Source organism: Anaerovibrio lipolyticus, from assembly GCF_021531495.1.
GTDB lineage: Bacteria > Bacillota > Negativicutes > Selenomonadales > Selenomonadaceae > Anaerovibrio.
The window spans coordinates 53,679-71,020 of the sequence record NZ_JADYTY010000002.1; the positions used below are offsets into that span (position 1 = coordinate 53,679).

Below are 17,342 nucleotides of genomic sequence, written 5' to 3' on the forward strand. Positions count from 1 at the left end.
ATGGTTACAGCTGTTTCACGCTGGGGAAATGGTCATGCTGTACGTCTTTCAAAAAATGTTATGTCACAGGCGCATATTTCCCCCAATGATACTTTGAATATTGAGGCTTCTGAGAATTGTATTGTGCTACGAAAGGTTCCAAAGACTAAAGCAGAACGCTTTATGGAGCTCTTCGGCAATTATAAGGGAGATTGGAGTTGCAAAGAAATAGACACTGGCAATGAGCTTGGAAAGGAGATTGCAGAATGAGTCAATCTTTTCCATGTACAGGCGATATCATTCTCATTGATTTTAATCCCCAAAGTGGCATAGAAATTATGAAAAGGCGTCCTGCACTTGTAGTTTCCAATAATGCCTTTAACAAACTTACAGGCTTGGCATTAGTCTGCCCTATTACCTCAACCCAAAGAGATTATCCATTGCACGTAATATTAGATGAAAGAACCAACACCCACGGAGATATAGTTTGCGAGCAAGTCAAATCCTTGGACTACAAAGCACGCAACTGGCACTATCTTGAATCTGTTCCTGATTATATATTGGATAAGGTACTATTTAATCTAAATGCCATTATAGGAAAATAAGCAATCTCACTATGCTTTGAAATAATTCTTCCCAAAACAAAACCCAGTAAAATTAGAAATTGCATCTAATTTTACTGGGTTTTTCTATTTCTTAATATTTATACCATGCCTTGCGCTTTTTCTCCACCCGGCGGGCCAAAATAATAGACTGCTTCAGCAGGCTGCGCAGCATCTCCAGATTCTCCTCATCCTCACTCATGCCCTCCAGCCTTTTTAGCTCATCCATTACTTGCTGTCCATAGAAAACTCATACGCAGCCTCCCCAGCCAAATCTCTGCCCAACAGATAATCCAAGGACACACCATAAAAATCCGCAAAATCCAACAATGCCCCCAGCGGAGCGCTTGTCATGCTCTATCAGCGACATAGCCGCAGTAGTATATTTCCTATTAAACCCACGCTGCAGCCGCAGCTCCCGAAATCTAGTCATATCCTTAACACCTTCACCTACAAATAGCCGCTATGGTTTTCATAATAATAACAAAATCCATAGCCACATTATGTCTACACACATAATCCTTGTAATAACCTATCTTGATTGGCAATACCACATCAATATATTCACGTTCAGGATTCTTAGACTTCCCCAATATTTCACTTTCAGCACGAAACTCTATAGAGGCATTGTCTGTTATACCAGGCTTTACAGATAGGACAATATTTCTATCTTCCTCGCTGTATTCCTCAATATACCTTGGCACCTCAGGCCTAGGCCCCACCAAACTCATATCGCCCAACAGCACATTAAATAACTGAGGCAGCTCATCCAGTTTGTATTTGCGCAAAAAATTCCCTACAGCAGTTATCCTTGCATCCCTGCCTACGGTTATTTGCTTTCCATGCCTCTCTGCATTCTCAATCATGGTACGAAATTTGTATATACGAAAAATCTTTCCATACCTCCCCACTCGTTCTTGACGAAAGAAAACCGCCCCCGACGAGTCATACTTTATAAGAATTGCAATTATCACAAAGACAGGAGCCAAAACCACTATCCCAGGTATAGTAAATACTAAATCAAAAATTCTTTTTGCCATATCTCACCATTAATTCAAACATTTGTGAACTGACTCTATAATATAATCAATCTCATCATCCGTTAATCTGGTATGCAAAGGCAATGTTACCTCATTGGCAAACTGAGCATAAGCATGAGGAAAATCTGCTATATCAAATCCAAGTTCCTTATAGGCAGTCATCATAGGCAAAGGCTTGTAATGCACATTGGTAGCTACTCCCAGCTGAGCCATAGCTTCAATGAATTTATTTCTCTCCTCTATGCTCTTGTTTTGCAAACGCATCATATACAGATGTCCGCTGCTTAAATGAGTTTTGCCACTATGCTCCAACACCTCTACAGGCAAATCCTTCAAACCAGCATTGTAGCGACTGATAATTTCCTGACGCCTCTGCAGCAATCCTTTATATCTATCCAGCTGTACCAATCCCATAGCAGACATAATATCTGTCATATTGCATTTGTAATAACAGCCCTGTATATCATATTCCCATGCCCCCAGCTTGGTTTTGGCCAAGGCATCCTTATTTTGTCCATGCAGAGACAGCAGCTGATACTGCTTGTACAAGGTATCATCCTCAATTCCGTCAATATGCCGCCAAGTGGCACAACCACCCTCTGCGGTAGTAAAATTCTTGACAGCATGAAAGGAAAAACTACTAAAATCTGCAATAGAGCCAGCCATCTGTCCATGCCATTGAGCACCTAAAGCATGGGCACAGTCTGCCATAACAGCAACTCTCCCCATAGCCCTCTGAATATCATTGTTTGGTGAAAAAATATTTTTCTTACTCTCAACAATGGCGAAAATTCTATCATAATCACACACAATACCAGCAATATCCACAGGAATAACAGCTTTGGTGCGAGGAGTAATAGCTGCTTCCAAAGCATCATAATCCATTTCATAGGAATCCTTGGCTGTATCAACTAATATAGGTGTAGCTCCCACATGCACAATAGGACTAGCACTAGCAGTATATGTATAGGCGCTGGTAATAACCTCATCACCAGGCCCAATCCCCAGCACCCGCAAATTAAGCTCCAAGGCTGCTGTAGCAGAATTCAGACACACTGCCCCTGCACTATGACAGAACTCAGCCAATCGCTTCTCCAGTTCCTTGGTACGAGGCCCCGTAGTAATCCAGCCACTTCTCATGGCAGCCGCAACTTCCTGAATCTCAGCCTCCGTTATATCAGGTGGAGAAAAAGGTATTTTCATCATTTATATCGCTCACCTTTCTAGCACTTGATTCATAATATCAATAAATTTCAATGGTAACACATCATAGTTAAAATACTTCAATACAGCTTCATGACCTCTTTGTCCCATGTCATGCCGCTCTCCGTCTGTCATGTGAATTAATTCCTTAATTCCACGCATTAAATCTTCCGCATTTTCAGGCTTAACATTAATACCACAAGAATAATCCTTTATATAATTATTCGGAGCATTAACAGCATACAATATTGGCTTACCTGACATCATGGCATCAAACAATTTATTCATACATATACCAAAGGAAAACATTGTATTGTCTACTGCTCCCACATATATAGCATCAAACATCTTTGTCAATATCGGTATACTTTTTTTGCTAATTGGTGGCAAAAAATAAATACTGTTATTTAAATCACTTGCCATCTTCATTAGCTGTTTCTTATAAATACCATCACCAACAAATACAACTGAAATGCTATCATCCTGCAATTTTCTAATAGCTTCGATAAGATGTTCTAAGCAATATGATTTGGTATGACTACCGAAAAATCCTATTACAAACTGGTGATTATTGTGCAAATAATTTAACAACTTTGCGTGCTCATTTGGTAAAGGCTCAGCATCAACCCATTCAGATAATACAATACCATTAGGTACATGAAAAAATTTATTTTTCTCCATACCATGTTCTACAAAGTATTCCTTAGCACAGGGCAGTAAGGACACAACCCCATCTGAATTTCGACAGAAGCTATTTTCCCCCCACTGCATCAGTTGTACAAATGGGTGCTTTCTTGACATGCCACCAACCTCTATCAAAGTAGCAGGCCACATATCATGTACCTCATGAATCAGCTTGGCATGAGCTAGCCTAGCAATCCTCTGACAGGCAAAAGTATCTATGGGATAAGTAGAGGAAGCAATAACAATATCAGGCTTATACCTATCCACCAAATACTGCGCATTGAACCAAAGCTTTCCCACAAACCTAAACATAGTCAAGGCACGAGCCGCACCATTCCCATGATAAGCACCTGTTTTTACCCAGCAATACTCAATGCCCTCAATATTTTGCTCCTGAAAATCTCTTGTCACTTCAGGATTGTTTTTTCGCAAATGAGAAAAATCTCCCGCCACAATCGTTACATTATGCCCCATCTTTACCCATTCGCGAGCAAGATAATACGGACGAAATTCCATGCCCATATCCACTGAGCCAGCATAATGATTCACCAATAAAATATTCATACAACAATCACTTATCCATCAAAAACTCTACTATTTTATTTCCAGCATGACCATCACCATATAGCTCATGCTTAAACTCCATAGCACCACCACGAAGCCTTGCTTCTGCTGACAATATTTTCTCTTCATCTGCTCCTGCCAGACAGTTATAACCATGCTTTACCAACTCTACCCACTCAGTTTCATCTCGTAGAGTGATACATGGCTTCTGAAAGAAAAACGCTTCCTTCTGCACTCCACCACTATCTGTCAACACAGCATCACAATGACTTTCCAGATACAACATGTCAAAATATCCCACCGGCTCTATAGTTACAATATTTTTTAACTGTATATTATGAGCAGCCAAAATTTTCTTGGTACGTGGATGCAACGGCAAAACTACCTTTTTATACAAAGATATCTTCTCTAATGCTCTCATGATAGCTGATATTCTTACTTCGCTATCTGTATTCTCTGCTCTATGAACTGTAGCCAAATAAAAGCTGCCTAATGAATCCACAAGTTGACGTATACCATCTGAAGCTTTATTCTGCCTGCGATAGAATAAAGAGGCATCCAACATCACATCACCAATATTCACCATATTTACAGCAAAATTATCATAACCCTCCTGGCTAAGGTTATCCATAGCCGTGTCAGTAGGGCAAAACAGATATGAAGATACTCTATCTGTCAAAATTCTGTTAATTTCCTCTGGCATATTCATATTGAAAGAACGAAGTCCTGCCTCTACATGAGCTACAGGTATATGCAGCTTGGCTGCTGCCAAAGCACCTGCCAAAGTACTATCCGTATCCCCATATACCAGCACTACATTTGGATTTTCATCCAGCAAAACCTGCTCTATTTTCTCCAGCATCCGCCCAGTATTGACACCATGAGTTCCTCCACCAACATGAAGATTATAGGCAGGTCTAGGAATACTCATTTCCTCAAAGAACACATCAGACATATTGACATCATAATGCTGACCAGTATGTACTATAATCTCCTCTATCTGCATCTGATGCACCTTATTCCATTCACCAATAGCCCGGGAAACCACTGCAGCTTTGATAAACTGCGGCCTAGCACCAACGATGGTTATTATCTTATACATAATGTCACCCTTTTCTCAAATTGCATATTATTGGCAAACATATCATTTAATTTATGGATACATTGCGTAGAAAATGTTATAATTAACTTATAAAATATGTTTACTCCACTGCTTTAAAATAAAATAATATTTCATTCCTTATAGACAATCTCACGGTTGTACTCATCAAACATCAAACCACCATAATGTGTATAATCTTGCCACTGGTAAAAGTAAGGAACTAAAGAACCTCTGCCAACCGCTAAATGAATACAGCATATTTTCCAATAAATATAAAGATTTCCGTAAACAAAACCTGACCATTGACGAATCAGTTAGGGAAGCAACCCATTATTGTTTAGAAAATAATATTATGTATGACTACCTAAAGAACAACGAAAGTGAGGTAATATCTATGTTTGGCTTTGAATGGAACGAAAAGGAAGAACGTGAAGCCCTGCTCGAAGCTGGTGAAGCCCGCGGCGAGGCCCGTGGTGAGACTCGCGGTAGATTGTTGGCACTAAAGGATCTAGTCCTTGATGGAACAGTATCACTAAAAACCGCCTCTCAGAAGGCTGGCATGTCCATAGATTCTTTCAAAAAAGCTGTAATGCTATAGACATCTCATCGCCCTGCACTATGCAGGGCGATTTTTCTCTTCTAACTCAATGCACAATCTATGAAACTTATCTTATTCATACAATATACAACGAGTTCATAATAAGATACACTCTATACCATGCTAATTAATTATTTTTGTATTGTGGCAATATTTTACTTCATTCATTTATACAATACCTAAATTTTTTTAATATTTTTATTAAAAAATTCTTTTTTCTAACTGAACATTCTAATGGTATTTCGACTACGCAACCGTCTATTTGAGCAGCATTTGGCAATAATGCAAAATCACATGTCAACATAGAATATCCACTCCTAGCATATATCCCATTTTTATTTAAAAATTTTATTAATTTTTGCGCTAGCAATTTTTCTTTCGCAATTATAACAAGCTTATATGCATTTTCTTTACCACGTTTAGCTTTTAAAAACCTCATGCCTGGAATTTCTATAGATTGGATAATATTATTACGTATCTTATTCTTAACTATCATATACTTACCTAAAGACTTGGCACATATATGACTTAGTATCGGCTGTTCAAAATCTTCAATACCATCTTCTTTGATGTCAAACACTTTATTAGTAAATAACACTAACAAAGATAATAATTTTCTTAGCAAAACACTAACATTATCATATATTTTGACTCGATTAATATAAAATTCATAGTAAAACAACTTGTGTAACCATTTATGACGTGTATAGTGTATAGAAGAACACATTTCACTCATCCAGTAAAATGCCCCCATAGGACCTGCTGTTGGTTTACCTGGTGAAAAAGAATAAAATCCTGCATCTCCAAAAGTTCCTACATATCGACCATTAAACTTTGCCCCCATAGCTTGTGCTCCATCGTCTATCATGAACCAATTATTTTTCTTACATATTGTTTCCAATGATTCATAATCTGCTGGATTTCCATACATACTTACCACTAAAACAGCAGAAATATCATATTGTTTTCCTATTCTTTCAATAGAAGAAATATTTGCATTCAAATCATCTAAGTTAATATCATAAAATATTGGTTCTATATTTAATAATCTTAACGGTATCAAAACTGTCTCACACACATATACTGGTATTAAGATTTTTCCTTTTATATTGCTATATTTCAAAATATGATATAATGCATATCTACCTTTAGAAGCATACCTCCATTTTTTTCCATACAAACTATACAAATCTACATAATCCATAGGTTCCCACGTGAAACACTCTGGTCTGAATATATCTATTTTTTTTAAATTTTTCATAAGTCATTGCCCATAATGAATTAATTAGTAAAAATATACTGAAAATAATAGTCCCTCATTGAAATACAGTTTAAACATTCCTCGTCTATTTTCTTTAAATATTCCAAAGAAAAATTTGTCAAATTCTTTGGATGTGAAATAAAAGTGATTGTATCTAATTCTGATTTTTTCATTAACTCAAACATGTGTTCTAAATCAAACACACCATCAATTGAAAACATTGCTCTTCGCTCAAATAGTTTTCGCAATAGCACAAATTTACTAACAGTCATACCATGTCCATCACCATAAGATGTAATCTGCTTCTTATTTGTCTTTGCTATCCATCTTTTATACAACTTATTTATAGGATTAGTCTTGAAAGTAGTTATTGGTATTTCAACAAATTCTCCATCTGTTTTTTCTACGGTAATCTCTTTAGAAAAATTATAATATTCTTTGTTAGGAGCATTGCGAAAATCAAAAAAATGACTTGATGACTTTTGATACATTCCTGAGGCTACAGAGCTATCAATTCTAATATCATATTCTTTAAAGGTGTTATATAATTCACTAAAAGGCTGTACACACCATCCACCAGCTCTATAAGCAAGCACTTTATAATTTGCATCCTCTGATTTTGCTATTGAATATAATATTTCTAATCCCTTTGCAAATATAGAACTTTGTTCTTCTTCAGAAAAAGTTTGCAACCTGTACCTTTTAAAATCAACAATGCCTTTATCTGTATCAAGCCAATGAGGATGTATATGTAATTCTATTCTGTGACCACAGGAAAGCACCCACTTTAACTGATTAATAATTCTATCGTATGCGGCATTATCTCCTTGACGTCGCAAATAGTCCAAAAAAAGAACATCAACAAAGAAAGTACCTTTCATTGAATGCCTATCCATTTCTTTTACTAGTTCTGATGTTGGAATCAACAATGAATTATCTATGGTACCAAACTTTACAAAAAACACCTCATAATCATATGTCAGTAATATGTTCTTCATCTATTGCATCTACTTCCCATCTATGTGTTCTAATGAAATTTATAAATTTATAAATCATATATTTATGGGGCTTATAAATATACTTCCAAAGCAATCCTTTGTGTAAATTTCCACCAAATCTCTCTTTAAATCTCTGTATTCCATGTAACTTGGCAGAAACATGATCTGACAATCTAGCTCCTACAAAATCATATTGAGTAAGGCCATTTTCCTTATAATACAGCATAGCTTGCCAATGCAATAAATTTAATGCGCCAGGAAATGTCTTTGTACAACTACCACCAAAAAGATAATATGCTGATTTTTTATCATGCACTATTACTGCACACCCCTGCAAAATATCACCTTGATAAGCAGCAATGAAATCCATTTTATCTGCTAATCCCTTTTTCATAGCTTCAAACTTTTCTAGGCTAATAAAACCATGACAAGATCTTTCTTGTGTTTCCTTTATAATTTCATATATCTGCTCTATGTGAGTTTTATTTATCTTGATTTCTATCCCATTTTTAATGGCTTTTCTTATAACATTTCTGTGCTTTGAATGCACTCCTTTCCATAATTCATCTTCTGTATTAGTTAGATCACATATGTAACTGCCAAAATATGTATATATTGCATTTTCTGGGTAATAATCAAAAATTGCATATGCCGGATTTTGACAAATAAAATCAACATTATGAACTTCACCTAACAACTTAATAGCATTATTTAAAAAACTGTATTTTTCTTCTAATCTACCATAATCTAAACACACTACAGAAGTTTGAAACTCAGCCAAGCAAAATGTTAACTTCTTTTTTAAAATAAACGCTATATAAAATACAATATTGTTATCATTATCTAAGCCATAAATATATCCATAATCCTGCCCCTTGGCTTTCAAAAATTCTTTAGTTGCAAACGCCACCAAATCATTAGTTTTTACTTGACACTCTCTAGAAACTACTATGTTCACAACATCGCCTCAATATTAATTCATAAGACTTGAATACAAAGCAAACAACCTTTGCTCATCCTCTTCCCAATTGTACTTTTCTCTCACTGCTTTTAATGCATTGATTCCCAATTTATCGCTATCTACAGGCTTTGCAAAACACTCCCCTAGACTTCCACTATCATTTGAATTGAATACTAGCCCACAATCATATTCTGACACTATCCTCTTTAATGGGTAGCAATCGCTGACAATAACTGGTTTTCCTAATACCATATATTGAAACAGCTTATGCGGTACTGTATAATTTCCATGTTCTGAAGCATATTGTGGTATTATTCCCATATCGCTTGCCGCAATATATGATGGCACCTGTGAAAATGGTATTCGTCCTAAAAATCTTACTTCCTCTTCAACTCCACACGACTTCACTAATGCTTTCAACGACCTTTCACAATGATCATCTTTGCCGCCTACTATCAACAATATTGCATTAGTTTTTTTCTTCAATATTTGTGGCATAGCTTTAATAACGGTATCAAGCCCCCGATGAAAATCTACGCCCCCAATATACGAAATTACAAATTTTCCCTTATAATTATTAGCAATGGCAGTATCTATACTCATTTTGCCAAAATAATTCATACTCTCAGTATTAGATACAACATATACTTTTTCAGGAGAAATCTTGCAATCTCTTACGATACGCGTTTTAGCTTCATCTACAACTGCTATAACAGCATCTGCTTCTTGTAGTATCTGCTTCTCATAGGCTACCCATCTAGAATATCTGTCAACAGAATACCTTCTAATAATGCTCTTTATAGAGTTATCCATAACATATGATTTGATAGCAGCTGGATAATTTTCATGCAGATCTGCAATTACTTTCATATTAAATTGCTTTGCTAACAATACTCCAACTTTTACCAGTCTTAAATCATGGACATGAATAACATCAAAATGCTTATCTGAAATATACTCCTGACACTTATTTAAAACCCATTTATTAACAAAATTTATTGAACCCCAAAAATAATGAAACCCTGTCCATAGATAGCTATATGACCATTCATGTGGTCTATAAATTGTTAGATTTCCTTCTGTAGTAATTTCTGCCTGATTTCCATCATTAGCAGCCATTATCGTTATGCTATATCCTTTTTTTAAAAGAGAGCTTACTTCTTTTTCAACCCTTATATCTGGATACTTTAGATACAATAACATAAAAATATTTTTTTTCACTTTTGCATCACCATATATTTAACCCATCTTTGAATATTTTCTAAAATTAAAATTCATTCATATATCTCTATCTTCTTATCAAATTTTTTTCTAAACAAGAAGAACATCGTATATGATAATCTTGTAGTTATAGGCAAATTATATAAATATTTCCCAACAATGGGTATCCTATAAAGAATTGACGATACAGGCGTTCCTTCTGTTGGAAGCCATTCTACTAATTCAAACCCAACACTGGCACATAAGGTTATAAAATGCAAAGGATCCCACCCATTAATATGGTGCATTGCTTTGTTATAATTTTCTAGCATTTTTTTAGAATGTTTACGTGCCCTCTTTTGAGAAAAAAACATTAAATTAATGGCATAATTAACATTAACAATATTGGGTAATCCTATCAGCAAATATCCATTTTCTTTTAGCATTTTATTAATATTTGATAGATATATTCCTGGATTATGAACGTGTTCTATGACTTGCGAACTAAATACCAAATCATATTTGTTAGGCGGGAATCCAAAATTATCTAACATTATAAAATCAATCTTATGTTCCCCCTCCGAGAAAGTAATTATGGCTTTCTCTAATTCATTACGTGATATATCTACCGCATCGACATGACAATTGTATTTTGATGCAAATAAATTACTAATTCCTCCCATACCACATCCATAATCTAATACATAGCTATTTTTATTTAAATCATCTGGTAATAAAGATTGCATTTGCATATGTCTATCTCTTTTATTTGTGAATACATGATTATAATAATCTGTTACGATTTTCTTCATTTCTTCTCTAGTATAATATTTTCCATCATGATAAATTTTCTGCACAGCAATTAACACCTTTCTTGTAAAATAATAAATATTAAAAGTTATTTAATATTCCCCACATGCCACGCGTATCAATTACACACTTTCCTTCAAATCTACTTCTAGGAATACAACAAAAATCTTTGTGGTCTACTAATCCCAATATTATATTGCTATCCTTTAATGCCTTATCCAAACTAACCAATTGTGCATTTTCACTACACAAACATACTGGCAATTCTTCTATATATGGTTCTACAATCTGAAGCTTATACCCCATACTAACCAAGCTTTCTGCAATCTTCAACGCAGGACTCTCTCTCAAGTCATCTACATTAGCCTTGAAACTCAAGCCTAGTACCGCAATAACAGCACTATCAACATTGTTTACAGCATCCTTGATTTTGTCTAACACATATTGCGGTTTACTATCATTGATAACACGTGCCTGCTTTATTAACTTTGCCTCCTCAGGAACAGAATCAACAATAAACCACGGATCTACTGCGATACAATGTCCTCCAACTCCTGGACCTGGATTTAAAATATTTACACGAGGATGTCTATTAGCAAGTTTTATCAATTCCCATACGTTAATGCCCAACTTATCGCAAATAACAGAAAGTTCATTTGCAAAAGCAATATTCACATCCCGAAAAGAATTTTCTGTAAGCTTTGACATCTCTGCTGTGCGAGAATCTGTCAAAACTATTTCTCCTTGACAAATTTCTGAATATACATCTCTCGCTAACTCAGATGATTTTTGATTAATACCACCTACTATTCTGTCATTATGAACAATTTCATACAAAATTCTACCTGGCAAAACACGTTCCGGACAATGAGCAAAGAATACCTCATTAACACCTGTCTCACTGCTTTTATGCCCATCAGAAGTTGTGTAGTATAAGTCTTTTCTATTAGCACAAATCCAATTGGCTATTTTTTCAGTTGTTCCCACCGGACTGGTAGATTCCAATATTACTAAAGAGCCCGCCTTTAAATATGGTGCTATAGACTCTGCAGCGGCTCTTACATAAGACAAATCTGCTTCATGATGTTCTTTAAACGGAGTAGGAACAGCTAATATATATACATTTGCTTCTACCGGTGTAGTCGAAAATGTCAACTTTCCTTTTTTTATAGAATCTGCTATTAATTCCTTTAAATCCGGTTCATATATATGCAAAACACATCTTTTTAAATCGTCGATAACTTCCTGTTTTACATCAACTCCCACTACATTTATTCCTTTATTAGAAAATGTGCCCGCTGTTGGCAAGCCTATATACCCTAGACCTACAATGCAAATTGTCATACTTACACCTCGTAATCTTTGATACAACGCCATCATCTTTTACCTATAAATTTCTGATGATTTTTATTATTGGCTTTATTCTTTCACTCATCGCCCAACTCTTTCTTTCAGAAACAATATTCTCTCTATAATTTTCCCATATAGTACGCCTTTTCATTTGTTTTAATATTTCACATAATTTCTCTATATCTGAATACAAACATGAACAACCAAATTTCTTTTTTTCTATTAAATCTTTTGCATCTCCTTTAGGTAAACATGCTATCATCGGTGTTGCTAAATTTATAAATTCGTAGATCTTAGATGGTACACAAGCACCTAAATAATCCGAGGTTAATGATACACATCCACAATCCATTTTTTCGCAAACAAATCTACAGTATTCATCATATTTCATAAAATCATAAAAATGTACATTCTTGTTGCCTCGGAACATACTAACAGGACTATATTTACTGCTATTGCCTACAAAATGAACATGAACACCTTTTACTTCCAAAGCTGCTTTTGCAAATATTTCTGGTCTTTGTAATTCTCCAAAATTACCACCATATACTATATTTAAAGTACCATCATAATTTTTCTCTTTTTTAGCATGCATGTCTTCTATATAACCAAAGTATCCATTTGTTATATTTAATTTTATATTAGAATATTTATGATGTAATGATTCTTTTAGCGTATTTGATGACGTAATTATCAGATCAGAATTACTAATATACTTTTTCTCATTTTCTTCCCGACTTACATGAAATTTTTTGTCTATTTTTTTATTACAAACAATGGTGTAGTCTATTGGATCATGTAAATTTACAATAAATTTACATCCATTAATTTTTTTCAACAGACTTCCAACCTTAATAGAAGCTAGTTCTCCACCACTTGTACAAAACAAAACATCTTCAGATTTTACCCTTGTTCTTAAGTAAGTTACGACGTTACGGCACCAATAATCTAAATAGTCCTCCAGTACACCGATCCTTTCTAAACACATACCGATTCTAAGATTAATAGTATAGGGAAAATATATGACATTAATTCCGTCAATTGATGTTTTATAATAGCTATTATTCCTATAATCAACGGTTAATACCTCAACATCAAATCCATTCTGTTTTAGTAGTTCTACATATTTTTTTCTTACAATAGTTCCGCCTGTATGCATAGGAAAGTATGACCTTGTTATGTAGTAGATTTTCATATATCTCTCCATTTCTATAAAGAAACATATAGTATGAAATAGATAAACTATTTATACTAGCATTACTTGCTCTCAAAAACTAAAGATACTTCATAATATTAACTATAAGTTCTAGAAAATTGATTCTAAAATAATTTGCGTATTTATCAAAATTTTCATTTTATTACCAAGCTATATTCTGTAATAAGTATATTCATACGCGAATTCATTTAATTATTCCTAACTTTTTATAAAAATCTGTTAATGCCCTCTTATAACAAATATGTATCTGCTCTCTCTCAATCGTTGAATACTTATTTTCAAAACTTGAATGAAATTCAAAAAGTCTACCTTTCAATCCTATTATATCGGGACATATCTTATACAACATAGTTTTTATTTTTTCTTTAATGTAAGTTTTTCCTATATATCTTTTAGATGGATATTTATTACTATTCTTTAGTAATTTAATCACATACTCTCCTGCACGTATATGATTTAGTCCATCATCACTTCCTATAATATCAGCACATATTTTCGAACGTTTTTCTTTTAGAGCTTCAAAATCCTTTATAAAACCATTTGCATAAAACTCATCTATATAGCATTGAACTTCATTGGTTGATTTTGCAATTGGACTTCCTGTAAATATTGTAGATCTGTCAAAATCTCCACCTTTAGGATTGATATAAAATGCTTCCTTGCCTAATAGCCAAGCCTCCATAAATGTTGTACTCTCATAACCAATCCATAAATCTGACACATTAATTATATCAGCTATATTTTCTTCATCGTATATAATAATAGTGTTGCGATACTTCTCTAAACCATAAAATTCAACCATAGATATATCCTTAACAGCTGGATGGACCTTTAAAACAAATAATATGTCCTCATTGTTTTTTATTATATTCCTCAACACATCGTTCATCATTTTTTTTGCTTCTTCATGAAATGAAGCCTCTTCACAAAAATATGTAATGCATTCTGGAGAAAATCCCCACCAGGATGGGATACCTACGATTCTTTTATATTCTCCACACGAATATTTACGTAAAAAATCTTCTTTATCCATAAAATTCATAAATTTATAACGATCAAATCCTGCTGCTCCCGGTATACTTATATTAGGATTACGGCTATTCCCTATATATTTTAAAACATAAGAAAATGATCGATAATTCCACATCATTTCTAAATCAGCTAGTATTTCATGCTTTTTGTTCCATCCCCAATAAAATTGTTCCGTCCATGATTCGATATAATCTCCCTCACCCTCATATTCTACGACTTTAATTCCCAATTTTTTAGCATATTTTACAATCTTTACATTATAATCTGATCCTTTAATACCACAGATCAACGCTTTCGGTTGATATTTTTCTAGCATATACACAAAATCTCTTACACAACCACGAACAATATTCAACTTATATTTAATCTCCAAATACGATAATACAGGCTCTACTATATCCACATCTCTGCCTGAACTGCTAAATGATAAATGCATGATATCACATGCCATAATCAAATATCCTCCCATTACATTAAAGTTACTAAATTGACAAATAGAATATTATAAGTTTTTATACTCTGACAAATATTATTAATTCCTTGCTTGCCAAGAATTCGAATATCTACTAGAAAATTTATTCAGTTCGGGAGTTCCCCCCCCGATTTTTCTAATGATTATTACCCATTCGTAGAATGTCTCTGGCATTTTATGAGTATATTTACCTTTGCGCATATCCCCTCTATACGGAAAATATCGTTCTTCTTCTACAGAAACAAATTCCTTCACCTGTTCCAGCATAGATCTTACATCCGTAAAGTAATTAGGATGTCCCTTTCTTCTAGCGGCCTCTTCTGCTATGTATGCCTGTTCATCATCCAGATTATATTTATTTCCTTTGCCTGAAATCAGAATCTTGCCACCATCCTTCACAACTCGAAGCATCTCCATAAGTGCAGCTTCCTGATAACAAGCATCAAACACGCCAACACACACAACCTTGTCAAAGAAACCATCTTCGAAATATAGATTTTCTCCTTCGGCAACCATAAATCTATCCGTATGCAACGGATATTTTTGCTTACAAACCTTTATCATTTGCTCTGATATATCAATACCGTAGTATTCGCTTCTTTGAGAAATATAATCAAAAAATCTCCCCAGACCACAACCATAGTCCAAAACCTTTTCCTTTGGTTGCAAATCCATATTATTCAAAAATTCAGCTATAGTATCAACACCACTAGTACTGTAATCACCAGGCACTTTTCCGTCTACCGTACTGATATCACTGCTCTTTTCAGCTTCATCAGTCATTTTTTTCCAATACTTAACGTAATCATCATTCCAATACTTAATCCTATCAATTTTATCATTTTTCAAATTTTCCATATGTTACCCCTTTTTCAAATCAAAACTAATTCAATAAAGTCTTATTCCATTTGTCAATTTTTTTATCATAATTAAGTATTTCGACTTTTCCATATGCGTTATTTGTAGCAACGCCAATTTTGTCTATATACGGATATGGTACACTGTCAGCATCAAATGTATATACCCAAACATTTTTCTTATAGAAATCAAAATTATCCCATAAATACCTTCCATCATTCAGTTTTAATGCCAAATAAGGCTGTGGCCCGAAAATATCATTTTGAGTTGCTACCTTTAATACTATTCGTCCATCCTCATTTTTAATGTCAGCCTGCATACCTATATCACTGTACTGTAAACCACAACAGCACCTCATTGCAGTAATGGCATCAGAATATAAATATTCAACATCTTTAAACTTGGCAGCTGATTTTTCTATGAGTGCTCTTATTCTATTTACATCAAATTCCATATTTTTATAATCATGATCCGTAAAAGCCAATATTGCTGTTCCCGTTTGCTGTGCACAAGCAAAGGCCTCATCCACATCCTGTTGATTTATTTCACGTAATCTGGCATACATATTCAAGCATCTAGTAATCCATCTGCGACATTCTCCCTTTTTTTGATAATCATCATGGGAGGGATGATATGGCTTCCATTCAACAGGTGCATGGCGCCAATCCCCAAATCGTCCATATGCTACCCTGGGCTGATTATCTATTACATTTGCCACTGCTTGATTTGCATAATCAAAGGGTATCCATTGTTCAAGAAACCAGTTTGAATCTGGTCTTTCTGTATGAAAACCGGGTCTATATACCGTTGGAAACCAGCTTCTATCTATAATTTTTCTTGTCAAAATATCATCAAGTGTGTTTCTTCCCCAATATGAAATACCACTTTCATGGAAATTGCCAGAATGTGGTACGGGATGATGGTGAAATTGCACTATATCTCCTAAATTTTGCTTTTTAATTAATGACATATATTTATCAAAAATCTTGTGATGACCACTATCTCTTCTCCTAGGATTATCTCCCGTAAACCCTACATGATCCATACAGAACCAATTATATATCCAACCATGACCACTTGAATCCAACAGCTTATTTCTGAACTCTGGAGTGGTTATATGCTCAATATTGTGAAATAGTATTTCCCAATCACCGTTTATAGCAAATTTATTAGGATCGATGAGATTATATACACCTTTTGTATTATCTCCAAAATCCAATTCCTTTTTTAATAATTTTTTATAATTCGATTCCGTAGGCATTAATTTTATGCCAAATTCCTTCTCCAATAAATCAAATATTGCTTCATGACTTTCATATAAAGGCCCCTCAGTATCAATACAATGTACTACATAAACTATAGGTTTCACATCTAACATCTCCATAAAACATAAACACAATTATCCAATCAAT

At 34.4% G+C, this 17,342-nt stretch carries 19 protein-coding genes; 3 read left to right on the plus strand and 16 right to left on the minus strand.

Translation table 11 applies throughout. From position 1 onward, the window contains the following. Positions 1-249 carry an AbrB/MazE/SpoVT family DNA-binding domain-containing protein gene (locus I6E26_RS01830; protein WP_235320130.1) on the plus strand — a complete coding sequence of 83 codons (249 nt, stop codon included), beginning with the start codon at positions 1-3 and terminating at the stop codon, positions 247-249. Beyond that, positions 246-584: a type II toxin-antitoxin system PemK/MazF family toxin gene (locus I6E26_RS01835; protein ID WP_235320131.1), complete on the plus strand. Its 339-nt coding sequence runs from the start codon at positions 246-248 to the stop codon at positions 582-584. The genes I6E26_RS01830 and I6E26_RS01835 overlap by 4 nt, the downstream gene beginning before the upstream one ends. Positions 585-675: 91 nt before the next feature. Here the strand turns inward: I6E26_RS01835 and I6E26_RS11195 are convergent, their stop codons facing one another. The 6 genes from I6E26_RS11195 to wecB all read right to left on the minus strand — a co-directional run bounded on the left by I6E26_RS11195 (position 676) and on the right by wecB (position 5,174). Beyond that, a complete protein-coding gene (locus tag I6E26_RS11195) occupies positions 676-810 on the minus strand; it encodes a hypothetical protein (protein ID WP_268824746.1) in 135 nt (44 codons plus the stop codon). Further along, entirely contained in the window at positions 810-935 is a 126-nt protein-coding gene (locus I6E26_RS11200) for a hypothetical protein (protein ID WP_268824747.1), read from the minus strand. Before I6E26_RS11200 ends, I6E26_RS11195 begins: the two co-directional genes overlap by 1 nt. A 92-nt stretch (positions 936-1,027) precedes the next feature. Further along, a complete protein-coding gene (locus I6E26_RS01840) occupies positions 1,028-1,621 on the minus strand; it encodes a sugar transferase (RefSeq protein WP_235320132.1) in 594 nt (197 codons plus the stop codon). 9 nt (positions 1,622-1,630) lie between these two features. Continuing rightward, on the minus strand, positions 1,631-2,827 hold the full coding sequence (locus I6E26_RS01845) for a DegT/DnrJ/EryC1/StrS family aminotransferase (protein WP_235320133.1): 1,197 nt from the start codon (positions 2,825-2,827) through the stop codon (positions 1,631-1,633). Positions 2,828-2,836: 9 nt separating this feature from the next. Further along, a complete protein-coding gene (locus tag I6E26_RS01850) occupies positions 2,837-4,072 on the minus strand; it encodes a glycosyltransferase family 4 protein (RefSeq protein ID WP_235320134.1) in 1,236 nt (411 codons plus the stop codon). A 7-nt stretch (positions 4,073-4,079) separates the two neighbouring features. Continuing rightward, positions 4,080-5,174: a non-hydrolyzing UDP-N-acetylglucosamine 2-epimerase gene (gene wecB / locus I6E26_RS01855; protein ID WP_235320135.1), complete on the minus strand. Its 1,095-nt coding sequence runs from the start codon at positions 5,172-5,174 to the stop codon at positions 4,080-4,082. Positions 5,175-5,361: 187 nt separating this feature from the next. Between wecB and I6E26_RS01860 the strand changes: the two genes are divergently transcribed. Then, positions 5,362-5,772, plus strand: a complete 411-nt coding sequence (locus I6E26_RS01860) for a hypothetical protein (protein WP_235320136.1) — start codon at positions 5,362-5,364, stop codon at positions 5,770-5,772. A gap of 160 nt (positions 5,773-5,932) precedes the next feature. Here I6E26_RS01860 and I6E26_RS01865 read toward each other — a convergent pair whose 3' ends face one another. The 10 genes from I6E26_RS01865 to I6E26_RS01910 all read right to left on the minus strand — a co-directional run bounded on the left by I6E26_RS01865 (position 5,933) and on the right by I6E26_RS01910 (position 17,299). After that, the gene (locus tag I6E26_RS01865) at positions 5,933-6,976 is read right to left on the minus strand and encodes a DegT/DnrJ/EryC1/StrS family aminotransferase (RefSeq protein ID WP_235320137.1); all 1,044 of its coding nucleotides are present in this window, start codon (positions 6,974-6,976) and stop codon (positions 5,933-5,935) included. A 77-nt stretch (positions 6,977-7,053) separates the two neighbouring features. Beyond that, positions 7,054-8,031, minus strand: coding sequence for a hypothetical protein (locus I6E26_RS01870; protein WP_235320138.1), 978 nt, complete (start codon positions 8,029-8,031; stop codon positions 7,054-7,056). Then, complete coding sequence (locus I6E26_RS01875) at positions 8,006-8,989, minus strand: lipid II:glycine glycyltransferase FemX (protein WP_235320139.1); 984 nt, start codon at positions 8,987-8,989, stop codon at positions 8,006-8,008. Before I6E26_RS01875 ends, I6E26_RS01870 begins: the two co-directional genes overlap by 26 nt. Before the next feature lie 15 nt (positions 8,990-9,004). Then, entirely contained in the window at positions 9,005-10,213 is a 1,209-nt protein-coding gene (locus I6E26_RS01880) for a glycosyltransferase family 4 protein (RefSeq protein ID WP_235320140.1), read from the minus strand. A 53-nt stretch (positions 10,214-10,266) separates the two neighbouring features. Then, positions 10,267-11,049: a class I SAM-dependent methyltransferase gene (locus tag I6E26_RS01885; RefSeq protein ID WP_235320141.1), complete on the minus strand. Its 783-nt coding sequence runs from the start codon at positions 11,047-11,049 to the stop codon at positions 10,267-10,269. 34 nt (positions 11,050-11,083) lie between these two features. Beyond that, positions 11,084-12,346 carry a UDP-N-acetyl-D-mannosamine dehydrogenase gene (wecC, locus tag I6E26_RS01890; protein WP_235320142.1) on the minus strand — a complete coding sequence of 421 codons (1,263 nt, stop codon included), beginning with the start codon at positions 12,344-12,346 and terminating at the stop codon, positions 11,084-11,086. Between the two features lie 43 nt (positions 12,347-12,389). After that, complete coding sequence (locus I6E26_RS01895) at positions 12,390-13,511, minus strand: hypothetical protein (RefSeq protein ID WP_235320143.1); 1,122 nt, start codon at positions 13,509-13,511, stop codon at positions 12,390-12,392. Between the two features lie 241 nt (positions 13,512-13,752). After that, on the minus strand, positions 13,753-15,051 hold the full coding sequence (locus I6E26_RS01900) for a BFO_1060 family glycosyltransferase (RefSeq protein WP_235320144.1): 1,299 nt from the start codon (positions 15,049-15,051) through the stop codon (positions 13,753-13,755). Between the two features lie 81 nt (positions 15,052-15,132). Next, entirely contained in the window at positions 15,133-15,930 is a 798-nt protein-coding gene (locus I6E26_RS01905; RefSeq protein ID WP_235320145.1) for a class I SAM-dependent methyltransferase, read from the minus strand. Positions 15,931-15,955: 25 nt separating this feature from the next. Continuing rightward, complete coding sequence (locus tag I6E26_RS01910; protein ID WP_235320146.1) at positions 15,956-17,299, minus strand: hypothetical protein; 1,344 nt, start codon at positions 17,297-17,299, stop codon at positions 15,956-15,958. Positions 17,300-17,342: the final 43 nt, after the last annotated feature.

Excerpts from the sequence above, each read along its gene's own strand:
- I6E26_RS01830 (WP_235320130.1), top strand. The coding sequence starts at position 1 with ATGGTTACAGCTGTTTCACGCTGGGGAAATGGTCATGCTGTACGTCTT.
- I6E26_RS01835 (WP_235320131.1), top strand. The coding sequence starts at position 246 with ATGAGTCAATCTTTTCCATGTACAGGCGATATCATTCTCATTGATTTT.
- I6E26_RS11195 (WP_268824746.1), bottom strand. The coding sequence starts at position 810 with ATGGATGAGCTAAAAAGGCTGGAGGGCATGAGTGAGGATGAGGAGAAT.
- I6E26_RS11200 (WP_268824747.1), bottom strand. The coding sequence starts at position 935 with ATGACAAGCGCTCCGCTGGGGGCATTGTTGGATTTTGCGGATTTTTAT.
- I6E26_RS01840 (WP_235320132.1), bottom strand. The coding sequence starts at position 1,621 with ATGGCAAAAAGAATTTTTGATTTAGTATTTACTATACCTGGGATAGTG.
- I6E26_RS01845 (WP_235320133.1), bottom strand. The coding sequence starts at position 2,827 with ATGATGAAAATACCTTTTTCTCCACCTGATATAACGGAGGCTGAGATT.
- I6E26_RS01850 (WP_235320134.1), bottom strand. The coding sequence starts at position 4,072 with ATGAATATTTTATTGGTGAATCATTATGCTGGCTCAGTGGATATGGGC.
- wecB (WP_235320135.1), bottom strand. The coding sequence starts at position 5,174 with ATGTATAAGATAATAACCATCGTTGGTGCTAGGCCGCAGTTTATCAAA.
- I6E26_RS01865 (WP_235320137.1), bottom strand. The coding sequence starts at position 6,976 with ATGGATTATGTAGATTTGTATAGTTTGTATGGAAAAAAATGGAGGTAT.
- I6E26_RS01870 (WP_235320138.1), bottom strand. The coding sequence starts at position 8,031 with ATGAAGAACATATTACTGACATATGATTATGAGGTGTTTTTTGTAAAG.
- wecC (WP_235320142.1), bottom strand. The coding sequence starts at position 12,346 with ATGACAATTTGCATTGTAGGTCTAGGGTATATAGGCTTGCCAACAGCG.
- I6E26_RS01895 (WP_235320143.1), bottom strand. The coding sequence starts at position 13,511 with ATGCATACAGGCGGAACTATTGTAAGAAAAAAATATGTAGAACTACTA.
- I6E26_RS01900 (WP_235320144.1), bottom strand. The coding sequence starts at position 15,051 with ATGGCATGTGATATCATGCATTTATCATTTAGCAGTTCAGGCAGAGAT.
- I6E26_RS01905 (WP_235320145.1), bottom strand. The coding sequence starts at position 15,930 with ATGGAAAATTTGAAAAATGATAAAATTGATAGGATTAAGTATTGGAAT.